The sequence below is a fragment of the Chroococcidiopsis sp. [FACHB-1243] genome, from assembly GCF_014696895.1.
Classification (GTDB): Bacteria; Cyanobacteriota; Cyanobacteriia; order Cyanobacteriales; family Chroococcidiopsidaceae; genus Chroococcidiopsis.
Window position 1 is genome coordinate 1 of the sequence record NZ_JACJQX010000083.1, and the last position, 11,864, is coordinate 11,864.

Below are 11,864 nucleotides of genomic sequence, written 5' to 3' on the forward strand. Positions count from 1 at the left end.
GAGAAAGAGGAAACTATAGTACCAGGCGTGTTAAATTTCACTCGAATCAGTCTAATTAATTTTTTGTTACATACTTGTAAATTTTCCTGTCTACTTACTTAGACGTTGAATTCTTTCTACTACAGGCTGAGGTAGAAATGCTTTAATAATTTCTTCAGTTTGTTTAAGGATCGACATCACTACATCAAAGGTAATTTTCTAGGCAGTACTGAATCAGAAAACACGATCGCAACCGCAATAGTCTTATCTCCTCTATCCATCACGTAAATCCAACCGTTGTGGCGAATTGTGAAAAGGCGATGAGCGCTCGCAATGTGGTGCGATTTTGGGTAATATTTGTCAGAAATTTTTGAATTGTGGCTTCGGTTTGTTGTCTACAGCAGACGTTGCTTCATCTAAAATCAGTATTGGTGGGTCTTTGAGAATCGCACAGGCGATAACTACGCTCACGCTTCGCTAACGCAATTCTTTATCTTTGTCCGCCACACACTTGTCCGCGTTTGCCGACAATTGTGCGGCGGGTGCAGCGTCTTGTTGGGCAGAGGTTGGCGATTTATGGCGACATTCTTTCGATAGGCTCTGATTCGCTGCTCACGCGCAACACGATTTTGCCTAGATAATGCTGTTTCATCGCTGAGTGCGCTTGCGCGGCTTCTTCGAGCGGAAACGTCTGCGCGATGCGAACTTGAAACTCACCAACGCTCACTAATTGGTTGAGTCGGTCGAACAACATCGGATCGGCGAAGCCATTTGCCTTCTTGAGTTCCACACCGTCGAGCGCTTTGGGTTCGGGCATCACGCCGTTAGGAAAGGCGATGATTCCGCCCTGACGCACCAAACTCAGCGTGGATTGAACTTCGTCGCCGCCCACTAGCACTAGCGCAGTATCGAAGCCGTCGGGTGTAAAGGCGCGGGCGCGTTGCACAACATCATCGCTGCGTCCGTCCACCGCTTCATCAGCGCCCAACTGCTTGACCAACTCTACGCCGTCTGCACCTGATGCAATGGCGAAAACGTGCGCGCCCATGCGCTTAGCCAGTTGAAGCGCGACGTGACCGACACCGCCGCTCGCACCCCACAGCATCAATTTGGTCTCGTCGCTCGTCCCCAGCGCCTCCAAATTGCGTAGCGCCGTCGCACCAGCGATGGGCAGTCCGCCCGCCATCAGCATATCAAGACCATCAGGCATCGGCGCGACCGTCTTTTCGGATACGACGACGTATTGCGCGTAGGAACCGCCCTTGTCGTTCATAAAGCTTTGTGCGTAAACGCGGTCGCCGACGGCAAAACGCTCGACGCGGTCGCCGACGGCGGCGATGATACCCGCACATTCGCCGCCTAGCACGCGCGGGAAGTGGACTTCGTTATACACCAGCTCGCCTTCACGCTCCATCGCGTCCCAGATGCCAACTCCGGCGATCTCGATGCGAATCAAAACTTCGCCCGCGTCTACAGCAGGCACAGGTAAGGTGTGCAAAGTCAGCTTGTCAGAGCCGCCCCACTCGTCCACAGCCATTGCTTTCATTTGTTGGGGAGTGTTTTGCATGAATAGGTTCTCCTATAATTGCTTCGGTTCGCTGAAAGGCAAAAATTGTTTCATTTGACGACGGTGAGCATCCAAGTAGATATCGGCGCTTCAGTCAAGCTGCGCGTCGCGACCCAACTAACGGTTAACGAAGGGCATCAATGCTTCAGGATAGCGAGTTCCGGCAGCAGCGCCGATCGGTACAATTGCTTCAATTTGTTGCAGTTCCTCACCAGTTAACACAATGTCTACTGCACCCACATTTTCATGCAGCCGTGTTTGGCGTTTCGTTCCGGGAATCGGGATGATGTCCTCGCCTTTTGCTAACAACCAAGCGAGTGCAAGTTGGGCAGGCGTACACTGCTTCTGGGCAGCGATTTGCTTGATTTTTTTGACCAGTTCCAGGTTGCGATAAAAATTCTCGCCTTGAAAGCGGGGATTGTGCCGCCGCCAATCGTCAGGTGGAAAGTTATCGGGAGATTGAAAGGCTCCGGTTAAAAATCCGCGTCCCAGCGGTGAGTAAGCAACTAAACTCGTTCCCAATTCTCGACACACGGGCAACACTTCAGTTTCAGGCTCTCGCGTCCATAGACTGTATTCCGTTTGCAGCATCGCAATGGGATGAACCCGATCGGCTCGACGCAGGGTTTCGGCACCCGCTTCTGAGAGTCCGGCATAGCGCACTTTACCGTCTTGAATTAGGTCGGCGATCGCACCCACCGTGTCCTCGATCGGCACATTCGGATCGACTCTGGAGGGATAGTACAGATCGATGTAATCCACCCCCATACGCTGGAGGCTATAAGCCAAGAAGTTCTGCACGGCAACCGGACGACTATCGTAACCGATAAAATTACCTTTGCGATCGCGCAGCGATCCGAACTTCACTGAAATAAATACGTTGTCACGGGGAATCCCTTTGATGGCTTCTCGAATCAGCAACTCATTGTGACCCATGCCGTAGAAGTCACCCGTATCAAGCAAGTTAATACCCAGATCGATTGCGGCTCGAATGGTCGCGATACTTTCAGCCTCATTGCTTTGGCGATCGCCGTAGAAATCGGACATTCCCAGGCAGCCTAAGCCCAATGCTGAGACTTGCGCGTCGGTTTTTCCAAGTTTGCGGTATTTCACGATCTTGCTCCTTTAATTAATGAGGGCATCTAATGAGGTTGATTCAGTTCATCCTCCATTGCACGATTTTTCTGATTCAAACGCTTGAGCTTTGGAATTGCGACGATCGTGATCGCGACCGAGATCAGCACTTGAACTGTAGCCGACCAATAAGGTGCAGATTGACTCACAGCTTGATATAGCCAACCAGCCCACAGCGGTCCAATCACTTGCGCGAGCGCCATCACCGCAGCAATGCTGCCTTGAACCCGCCCTTGAAGATCCGCGCTCATGCTTTTTGACATTGCTCCGGTGAGACAGGTCTGCACGAGCGGTTGTCCCAGTGCATAGACCACTATTCCTCCGTAAACCAGTTGCAAAGCGCCTGTAAATGGGAATAAACCAATCAGAAAAAATCCCAATCCTGCGATCAATCCACCCGCGATTGCCAAACGAACCTCTTGAAACCGTCGGAGTAGCAGCGGTAAGGCAACAAGCTGCATTAAGACCACAATGATCCCGAAAGTGACCAATAAAGGAGAAATTTGCTCTGGTGTCCAATTGAGGCGATCGGAAAGCAAGCTTGGCAAGTTAGATGAAGGCACAATCACAATCGTCCAGAACAGCAGATAACTCAGAAGCAGCAGTCGGAGTTGCGGAAACTGCAAGATGTCACGCGCTTGAGTTAGTGGATTCAGGTGACTGAGCGGAAGTTCTGTTGCTCTTTGTGCAGGCAGCAAACTTTCCGGCATTGAGAAATAGCCCCAGATCGCAGCAAAAACGAGCACCGCGATCAACACATAGAGCGGTGTAGCTGGGCTACTCCGTGAGAAAAAACCACTTGTGGCTGGTCCAATAATAAACCCTGAAGCAATTGCAGCAGTGAGAAAAGCAAAGTAGCGAGTGCGAACGTTAGATTTGGTTGTATCTGCTACATAGGCAAAAGCGGTGCCAATCCAACAGTCAGACACGCCTGCAATCATCCAGCCCACAAACAGCACCCACAATGCTCCACCGATCGCAAACATCGAAAAGCCGAGGATGGCGCTACATAAGCTCACTAGCATGACCACTCGTCGCCCGTAGCGATCGCTGATTGCTCCCAGGCTAGGCGCGCTGAGGAATTGTGCAAAAGAATAGCTCGAAAACATCAACCCGATGATGAAGGCATTTCCACCATATTGCTCGACTAAAGCGGGCAAGATCGGGCCAATGAGTCCAATATAAAACGTACTCAGAAATGCAGCAAAGAGAATAAATGGAGGCAACCGACGAGGTAGCTGAGGCGATCGTGTCATATTCATTTCTGACTCCCTAACGTGGTAGCTTTACGGTTTGCCAGTTCTTGGATGTACTGCTGCATCGTGCGGGGTTCCCGCCCAAGAATGGCTCGCAGTATCAGGGCGTTGCCGCCAGGAAAATCATATTGGTCGTAGTAGGCGTACAGCTGTCTAAATCCCTCGCGAAGGGTTCCTTCAGGAATGTGTGCAGCCTGCACCCACTCGTCGAATGGCAGTTCACCCGCTGCAATGGTCTGCCCGACTGCCTCGCCAATCATGGCTGCTATTTCTACACGACTGACCATACCAGGAGCACAGAGTTCAAACGTGCCATAGCCCAACTTGTCTCCGGTCAGTGCCAGCGCTGCTACTTCCGCCACATCGCGGTAGTCTACGTAGGCTGCCTTCAAATGTTTGGAGTAGGGCAGGGAAAAATGACCCTGCTCAAGCACAACACTCCAGTCCCGCTCAAGATTCTGTTGCATGAACCTAGTGGGCTGCAACACAGTAAATTCCATGCCCGACTCATACAGTGCTTCCTCGACCGGACGCTTAGCTGCATGGTTAGTGAGCTTGGAGAGCGACGGGTGGATGACACCGGAGAAGACGAACTTACGGACACCCGCCACTTTAGCAGCCTCAACCATTGCTACGCCCATCTCTGCTTCATCCGGTGCAAGGGCGGGGTTAATGTGAAACACACCGTCCACTCCAGCAGCAGCAGTACGAAGACTTTCTGGGTCACGGAGGTCTGCGATCGCTACCTCATCCACGCCCTGCTGCCGCGCTGCATCTACTTTGCCTTTGTCCCGCACCAACGCGCGAATGGTGACACCACGCTGTTTCAGCTCAGGCACAACTAGACTGGCATACTTGCCAGTTGCGCCAATCGTTAATACTTTCATTGTCACCTCATTGTCTTTGTTACAAAAATTGGAGCTACAAAAGTCTCTCAGCGATCTCTTGGCTCATGCAGCCACTCCAAGAAATTTGGTGATGAAGTTCTGTTGAGCCACCATACCTTATTTCACTGCCGCCGCGCTCTCAGCAAAGAGATTGTCTAGCTGTTCGCGTGAAGCATGGCGTGCTGTCTCGGAGAAGCCATAGCCCACTTCCAATTCACCTGCGGCAACTCGCGCCATGACCGAATCGACAAACACGTCCACGGGAACGCCATCGGTATGAATTCCAACTCCACCCAAATCGGTATTCACTGCAGGCGGTGCGATCTCGATGACTTGGATCGAGGTAGTGTCTAGTTCAGCCCGCAAAGATACAGTAAATGAATGAATAGCAGCCTTAGTGGCAGCATAGACGGGTGCAAACAGGGCTGGCACGAAAGCTAAACCCGAAGAGACGTTAACGATCGCCGCTTTTGGTTGTGCGCGAAATTGACTCAGCACTAGCGCCGCGACATGAACTGGTGCTTCTAGATTGATGGCGATTTCCTGCTGACGGCTCGACCAGTCGGCAGGATCGATTGCAAAGCGCTCCCGTCGCTGAATTCCAGCATTATTAACCAGTACGTTAAAATCTGGGTATTCGGCGATCGTCCAGGCAATCAGTTCCTCGCGACTTGTGGCGTTTGCGACATCAGCCACGCGGGTCTTCAATCCAGGATGTGCCGCCTGCACCTCAGCCAGCTTGTCTGTACGACGACCGCAGATGACGACTTCGCTACCCGCATCAAGAAAATGTTTTGCGATCGCCAGACCTATACCACTGCCACCACCTGTGACTAGTACCGTATTGTCAGAAAGATTCATGAGTTGTCTCCAAATATAGCGCGATCAGCGTTCCAACACCCGATCGGTGTTCGGCATTTGGGCACAGGGCTGCTGGTTGAGAATCACTGTGTTCTATGCGAGTTCGCCGTTCGCGTATTTGTATCCCCTTGATTTCAATTAAGCCAAACTTAATCGACAAAGCACATGGATATTTTCTCGACAGGCTTGCTCATTTCTAAGTTTGAGAAAAGTCAAGGGTCAGGATTGGAAACGCTCGACAAGCTTTGCCGAAAGCTCAAAGGCGATAGTCCAATATGTTTTTTGAAGAAACGGGAGAAGTGGCTTGCGTTCTTAAATCCCAAGCGAAAGGCAATTTCCTGGACTGATTCCGACGATCGCGCCAGCAGTGCTTTTGCCTCCGCGATCGTCTTCTCGGCAATCCAACTATTGACTGATTTACCGGTTTTGTATTTGATTACGGTGCTGAAATAATTGGGATGTAAATACTGTGCCTGGGCATAGTCCTGCACTTGAAATAAGCGATCGCACTTGCTAGCGAGTAGATCGCGAAAGTGCGCTTCAAGATTGCGTTTGAACGTCAGTGTGATATCAGAGCTGGTTAAAGCTTCAGTCAGTGGATCGTACGCCTTCCAAAACCGCTCTTTAATTTTGAGTAGCAACACCACCGTTAAACATCCAATCACTTTATACTTATAAGCAGAATCCGACTGATATTCATGCAACAATAGACCGCCTAAGTCATCAAAGATTTGGAAAATTTCGCGCTCGGGATAGCTCGGTGGCGCAACTTCAGCGATTAGAAATGGAAATTCATCAAAAATATTCTCATGAACATATTGCTTCAGGAATGATTCTGAGAAGGTGATGATATATCCCTGTAATGTTTCGTATACCTCAAATCCCTTCACATGACCCGGATTTGAAAAAAAAATGGTGTTGTCTCGAGTTACATAGGATTGGTCGTCAATGAGGTAGCGACCTCGCCCTTGGCGCAAGATTAGAACTGTGTAGTAGCTTGTCCGAAACAGTGGCGACTTGACTGGATAGTTTGGAGAAAGCTCCTCATTCCGATGAATCGTAAAATCAACGTCTTGCTCTAGCTTGCCGCCAAAGGAAGCATAAAGTTCTGAAATCGAATCGTAGGTTTTAATCGCGTCACTCATTCGGAGGTTGTGTTGCAAAAACTGGTGAAGGTTTGGTAGGATTATTGATTTTACATTACTGCCCTCAGCCACCGACACCCGATCTATGAATCCCATGTACCCATTTTAATGACATCACTGTCAATCAGACATCATCCTGTTGTGTGTCCGGTGGTATCTGCGGTATCCACTCAGCTACCGCAATTTGGAGGAGATGATGCTGGAGAAGGGACTCACGGTGGATCGTTCGACGGTGTACCGTTGGGTGCTTTTCTTCTGCTCCAGAACTCGCTTTGTACCTAACTGTCCGTTAGCGCCTGTTATTAGAATCGTGGTGGCTCTCCTTTCTTTGGTTTTGCTTGTATTTTGTGAGGATCGTCGGCATCGTTATCTTCTCAAAGCGCATCATCTTTTTATTTCAGCAGCACTAGCAGCGCGATCGAGGCACGAAGAGCATGATGCAGAATTTCCAGCACGATCGCATTATCCCGATCTGTCGCACCAGTAATCTGTAAGAACTCGCTCAAAAGATGTCGAATGGGTTCTACAAAGTTTCTAAGATTTTTGACTTCGGGAATCTTACTTTTGTGAAGCGAAACATCTGCTCTTCAGGCTGCTGTATATCCGCCATCAATCACGATTGGCTGACCTGTAATATAGCTGGCAGCATCAGAACACAAGAACACAACGGTTGAGGCAATTTCTTCAGGTTTACCCATTCGACCCATTGGGACGATCGACGCAAACTGCTCTGAGCTAGTCCCTTTAGTGGCAATGCGATCCATCATCTCTGTGGCAATCAAACCAGGATTGATCGCATTAATCCGAATGCCTTGGTTGGCATAGTCGAGTGCAGCAGAACGCGTTAGTCCCATCACGGCATGTTTGCTAGCATGATAAGGACTTATTCCAGGAAATGCAATTAATCCACCCATCGAAGAATTGTTGATGATGACTCCAGTTCCTTGAGTTAGCATCTGTTGAATTTCAGATTTCATACATAAGAACAGACCCCGCACGTTAATCGCCATCAGTTTGTCGAAATCTTCGATGGACTGTTCGTGTAGGGGCTTTGTGGACGATTCAATGCCAGCGTTGTTAAACGCACAATCTATTCTACCGTAGCTTTCAACCGTTTTCTGAATCAGCGCCTTAACATCTGACTCACTCGATACATCCGATCGCACAAATAAGCATTCAGTCCCAGACTGACGCATCGAGTTGGCGGTGTTTTCGCCTTCCTCCTCACGTCTGCCCGAAAAAACCACCTTTGCGCCTGCAATCCCCAGTGCTATGGCAGTTGCTTTACCAATTCCCGATGTTCCGCCCGTAACCAAGGCAACTTTATTCTCAAGTGTTATCATGCCTCTCCTTCCCATTTCGGTTGAAGCTATTTATATGATCTAGAATTTGCCATTGGAGTTTTTCCATGTATTGCGAGGGGGTATTGTTTCAAAAACCTCCCAGTGCTCAGCGATTTTATCGTTATCAAGACGATATAGATCGTAGAAAGCAGCAAGTTCGTTCTTGGAAATGCCCTCACTTACAACCAGCACCATATTGCCTTCGCCCAACAGCAGATGGATACGATGGTAAGCCGTTTCGCCATTAGCTTGCCAAGCTTTCACTATCGCCTCGAAGGACTGCACACCATCACCATAATTCGGGCTATGTTGAATGAATGTCCCACCCGCAAAATACTTGGAGAGTGATGAAAGTTCGCTGTCAATCAGAATCTTTTGGGTAAATTCATAGACCAGAGATTTGTTACTTTCAGTGCGCTCCAAATCGACGACTTCAGTTGTGCCGTCGGTCATTGAGCGGGCGCTCGCATTCTTTTCGGTGGGAGTAGAACAAAGATTATCCCAGTGTTCTACAATTCGATCGTCTTCCCAACGATGAATTTCAAAGCCGACCATTGAACCCCAATCACCAAGAAGATAATCGGCATGAAGTACGCTGTAATCACCATCTTCGATCGCACGGCAAACAGTTACCTTGGTACGATCGGCTGGCAGATCGTCCATAAGCTGAAGGATCGGTCCAAGCCCATCCCCCAGCCCAATATTGTGCTGAATATACTTTCGTGAATCGAAGTACGAGATCGGAAACCTCTCTCGTGTTTCGAGACTCTTCTGAATCATTGTACTACGAGCTTTTTTTGAAAGTTCCATGTTTGCTTACATTATTTGGCGGATCGGACGGACAATCACTTCGTTAACCTCAATATCATCCGGCTGCGACACTGCATACAAGACTGCTCTGGCGATCGTATTTTTGCTTAAATCAATGGTCATCACCATACGATCGTAGCCCTTGCTTCGTATCTGAATGCTATCCTATGACGACTTCCTCTTCAGCGACAATGCGCCCGTAGGAGGACAGATCCATGAAGTTCACGTGATCGGGGTCAATTTTGCTGAGGAAGTTTTCCGAGAAGTAAAGCGCGTTCATATCCTCCATGCTGTCGAACCACGCCTCGACGACCGAGTCGTAGTCCGGACCAGAGTATTTCGGCGCAGGGATCGGGTACGACACGACAAACCGCCGGATATAGCGACGTGACTCGGGAATCGACATGAGGAGCGGTCTGTGAATTTCGCGCTGGTAATGAACAAACTCTTCATGGCTCATGCCTTCTCGACGCTTGATTGTGACGATCGTCTTTATCATGAGGTGTATCCTTTTTGATTATTGTGGATTCTGGAAATGCTGTTCAAAAACTATGTTGCGATTTGCAAAACAATTTTGCCGCGCGTGCGCCCGCTTTGGGAAAGTTGATGTGCTTTTTTTACTTCCGCGATCGGCAGAACCGTTTCGACGTGTGTTTTCAATTTGCCTTCGTCAATCAGACGGTTGATTTCGGCTAATTGCTGCGCGCTCGGCTGACAGAAGAGCCACGCGCCTTGGACACCGAACTCCTTGGCTTTTTCTTCGGCTTGAGGCTCTACCGTCGAAATCAAGAAGCCGCCCTTTTTCAGCGTTTGGAAGGCTCGCTCCAATGTGTCGTCGCCAACTGTATCGAAAACGACATCCACGTTTTTTACGACTTCCTCAAACGGTTGCCGCGTGTAATCCACGAATTCATCTGCGCCTAAATCGCGGACGAACTGTTCGTTTTTGCCCGAAGCTGTGCCGATCGCGAACGCGCCTTTGGCTTTGGCAAGCTGAACTGCCATCGAGCCGACTCCGCCAGACGCTCCAGTTATCAAGATTTTCTGCCCGCTGCTCAGATGCGCCACATCGAACATCGCTTGCCACGCCGTCAACGCGGCAATTGGAATTGCTGCCGCCGCTTCAAAATCAATGCTTTCCGGTTTGGGCGCGATGGTGTCCACACCCGCGAGGGCATATTCGGCGTAGCCACCGGATAAACCAGACACGGTCATCCCATAAACCGCATCGCCCTTCTTGAAAATTTCAACGCCATCCCCCACCTCCTCGACGGTTCCGGCGATGTCGATGCCTAGAGTGATCGGAAGTTTCAGCCCTAATCTTTCGCCCGCACCGTCGCGGGTTTTCCAGTCAATCGGATTGACTGCTGCGGCGTGAACTTTCACCAAAACTTCGTCTGCTTTCGGCACTGGACGATCGACATCGATATAATTCAAAACTTCTTCATTGCCGTATTCGTTGATTGCGATCGCTTTCATGTTTCTCTTATGTTTGATTGAATTGGGATGAAAAGCAGCGGTCAACCCTTGTCGGGTTATTTGTGCGATCGCGGAATATTGTGTTTGGCATACCGATCATGGATAAAAAGCGTTTGCCAGCATAATACAGGTGTATCAAAACTACTGGAGGCAACGATCGCGAACGCTTCGTTCGACCATCGGCATCGATCTTGACGAGAAATCGTCCAGAGATGATCAATTTTTTTAAAAAGCAGCCGCAAATTCCTTGGCAAAATCTGTCATCTTTACTTTTCCCATGACGGTTGGTTTATTGCGGTAATAATCCTCTAAAAGTATGCCGCTATCAACCCCAGCATACATTTCAACTAAACCAGCAGCAATTTGTGGGTTCATCCCAGCCGCTTCTAAACCAATAAGCATTTGTTCGCTGGGAATAATAATCCATTGCAAATCGGGCTTGCCAATCGCTGCACCTAAAATCGTCGCAGTTTCGTTGCCCGTAAGTTCATCACTGGCTACATACCGCACTTTTCGACCAGCCAGCGGTGTTTCGAGTTCTTCAGCAATGGCAGCAGCAATATCGATGGGGGAAACCCAGGCATACTTGTCATCTGCACCGTAATTTACCGCAATAACACCCTGGTTTTTTATCGTTTCTACATAACCGTATAAATTGTAGTAGAAAGCAACGGGACGCAGATGAGTAATAGCTACATCTGATGATAATTCGTTCAGAATCTGCTCTACATTGTGGGCACCAAGTAAAAGACCCACGCCTTTGTCTAAATGAGCACCAATGCTACTGAGATTAACCACCCGTTTTACGCCCGACTGCTCGATGGCTTGTGCATAGTTATTGCCCAGTCTGCGATAATATGCCAACAGGTCAAGGTTAAGGTCGAAGTAGTTGTTTGGCGGCACCATCACATACGCGGCATCAGCACCTGTAAAGGTGGACACAAGGAAATCCACGTCTTCCAATGAGCCGATAGCGGCGATCGCGCCCAGTGCTTCAATGTCTTTTTGTCTTTCGGCTTTGCCGCTAATAACCGTAACCAAATGACCTTTTTGCACTAACTCTTCTATTAGTGGCTTACTAATGTTCCCGAGCGATCCTGTTACTACAACTTTCATAAATGTTTCGTTTTTGTTTGCGAAGGTTTTATTTTCTCGATACATCCGAGCAGAACTTCGCCTGCTTGTTGGATTACTTGGACATCTATTTACCAGGGCACCTCGCCATCATCGTCGAGGAATTTACCAGTAGGCGGCTGTTCCATCATTGCTAGCTTCACGATAACTGCCGCTCCTTGTTCAACCCAGAAATGTTGAATCCTGAGACAAATCTTCATATAATTTTTGATACTTCTCTGTGAAAAGAGAATCGGTCAACATTTCACGATCTTCTCCATCCAATGAAC

11 protein-coding genes and 3 pseudogenes are annotated in these 11,864 nt (G+C 49.0%); 1 reads left to right on the top strand and 13 read right to left on the bottom strand.

The window, feature by feature from the left end:
• Nucleotides 1-248 precede the first annotated feature (248 nt).
• The 7 genes and pseudogenes from H6G17_RS35020 to H6G17_RS30680 form a co-directional block, all read right to left on the bottom strand.
• Nucleotides 249-514: pseudogene (locus H6G17_RS35020) on the bottom strand (ABC transporter); the annotation flags it as partial.
• 39 nt (nt 515-553) lie between these two features.
• Complete coding sequence (locus H6G17_RS30655) at nt 554-1,546, bottom strand: NADP-dependent oxidoreductase (protein ID WP_199317144.1); 993 nt, start codon at nt 1,544-1,546, stop codon at nt 554-556.
• A gap of 117 nt (nt 1,547-1,663) precedes the next feature.
• A complete protein-coding gene (locus H6G17_RS30660) occupies nt 1,664-2,659 on the bottom strand; it encodes an aldo/keto reductase (RefSeq protein WP_192162286.1) in 996 nt (331 codons plus the stop codon).
• Nucleotides 2,660-2,688: 29 nt separating this feature from the next.
• A complete protein-coding gene (locus H6G17_RS30665) occupies nt 2,689-3,942 on the bottom strand; it encodes an MFS transporter (protein WP_192162287.1) in 1,254 nt (417 codons plus the stop codon).
• Entirely contained in the window at nt 3,939-4,823 is an 885-nt protein-coding gene (locus H6G17_RS30670) for an NmrA family NAD(P)-binding protein (RefSeq protein ID WP_192162288.1), read from the bottom strand. Before H6G17_RS30670 ends, H6G17_RS30665 begins: the two co-directional genes overlap by 4 nt.
• Nucleotides 4,824-4,940: 117 nt before the next feature.
• Nucleotides 4,941-5,684: an SDR family oxidoreductase gene (locus H6G17_RS30675; protein WP_192162289.1), complete on the bottom strand. Its 744-nt coding sequence runs from the start codon at nt 5,682-5,684 to the stop codon at nt 4,941-4,943.
• A gap of 212 nt (nt 5,685-5,896) precedes the next feature.
• Nucleotides 5,897-6,829 (bottom strand): AraC family transcriptional regulator, encoded by a 933-nt coding sequence (locus H6G17_RS30680; RefSeq protein ID WP_199317145.1) that lies wholly within the window; start codon nt 6,827-6,829, stop codon nt 5,897-5,899.
• Nucleotides 6,830-6,959: 130 nt separating this feature from the next.
• Between H6G17_RS30680 and H6G17_RS30685 the strand changes: the two are divergent.
• Nucleotides 6,960-7,079, top strand: a pseudogene (locus H6G17_RS30685) (IS6 family transposase); the annotation flags it as partial.
• A 337-nt stretch (nt 7,080-7,416) separates the two neighbouring features.
• Here H6G17_RS30685 and H6G17_RS30690 read toward each other — a convergent pair.
• The 6 genes and pseudogenes from H6G17_RS30690 to H6G17_RS30715 all read right to left on the bottom strand — a co-directional run bounded on the left by H6G17_RS30690 (nt 7,417) and on the right by H6G17_RS30715 (nt 11,577).
• Nucleotides 7,417-8,172 carry an SDR family oxidoreductase gene (locus H6G17_RS30690; protein ID WP_192162290.1) on the bottom strand — a complete coding sequence of 252 codons (756 nt, stop codon included), beginning with the start codon at nt 8,170-8,172 and terminating at the stop codon, nt 7,417-7,419.
• A 39-nt stretch (nt 8,173-8,211) separates the two neighbouring features.
• Complete coding sequence (locus H6G17_RS30695; RefSeq protein ID WP_192162291.1) at nt 8,212-8,982, bottom strand: hypothetical protein; 771 nt, start codon at nt 8,980-8,982, stop codon at nt 8,212-8,214.
• A gap of 6 nt (nt 8,983-8,988) precedes the next feature.
• Nucleotides 8,989-9,078: pseudogene (locus H6G17_RS34410) on the bottom strand (oxidoreductase); the annotation flags it as partial.
• Between the two features lie 64 nt (nt 9,079-9,142).
• Nucleotides 9,143-9,481, bottom strand: a complete 339-nt coding sequence (locus tag H6G17_RS30705; protein ID WP_192162292.1) for an EthD domain-containing protein — start codon at nt 9,479-9,481, stop codon at nt 9,143-9,145.
• 50 nt (nt 9,482-9,531) lie between these two features.
• Nucleotides 9,532-10,461, bottom strand: a complete 930-nt coding sequence (locus tag H6G17_RS30710; RefSeq protein ID WP_192162293.1) for an NADP-dependent oxidoreductase — start codon at nt 10,459-10,461, stop codon at nt 9,532-9,534.
• 225 nt (nt 10,462-10,686) lie between these two features.
• Nucleotides 10,687-11,577 (bottom strand): NAD(P)H-binding protein, encoded by an 891-nt coding sequence (locus tag H6G17_RS30715; protein ID WP_192162297.1) that lies wholly within the window; start codon nt 11,575-11,577, stop codon nt 10,687-10,689.
• Nucleotides 11,578-11,864: the final 287 nt, after the last annotated feature.

What these genes read in the sequence shown, in the direction of transcription:
- H6G17_RS30655 (WP_199317144.1), bottom strand. Translation starts at nt 1,546, where the DNA reads ATGCAAAACACTCCCCAACAAATGAAAGCAATGGCTGTGGACGAGTGG.
- H6G17_RS30665 (WP_192162287.1), bottom strand. Translation starts at nt 3,942, where the DNA reads ATGAATATGACACGATCGCCTCAGCTACCTCGTCGGTTGCCTCCATTT.
- H6G17_RS30670 (WP_192162288.1), bottom strand. Translation starts at nt 4,823, where the DNA reads ATGAAAGTATTAACGATTGGCGCAACTGGCAAGTATGCCAGTCTAGTT.
- H6G17_RS30675 (WP_192162289.1), bottom strand. Translation starts at nt 5,684, where the DNA reads ATGAATCTTTCTGACAATACGGTACTAGTCACAGGTGGTGGCAGTGGT.
- H6G17_RS30680 (WP_199317145.1), bottom strand. Translation starts at nt 6,829, where the DNA reads ATGAGTGACGCGATTAAAACCTACGATTCGATTTCAGAACTTTATGCT.
- H6G17_RS30690 (WP_192162290.1), bottom strand. Translation starts at nt 8,172, where the DNA reads ATGATAACACTTGAGAATAAAGTTGCCTTGGTTACGGGCGGAACATCG.
- H6G17_RS30695 (WP_192162291.1), bottom strand. Translation starts at nt 8,982, where the DNA reads ATGGAACTTTCAAAAAAAGCTCGTAGTACAATGATTCAGAAGAGTCTC.
- H6G17_RS30705 (WP_192162292.1), bottom strand. Translation starts at nt 9,481, where the DNA reads ATGATAAAGACGATCGTCACAATCAAGCGTCGAGAAGGCATGAGCCAT.
- H6G17_RS30710 (WP_192162293.1), bottom strand. Translation starts at nt 10,461, where the DNA reads ATGAAAGCGATCGCAATCAACGAATACGGCAATGAAGAAGTTTTGAAT.
- H6G17_RS30715 (WP_192162297.1), bottom strand. Translation starts at nt 11,577, where the DNA reads ATGAAAGTTGTAGTAACAGGATCGCTCGGGAACATTAGTAAGCCACTA.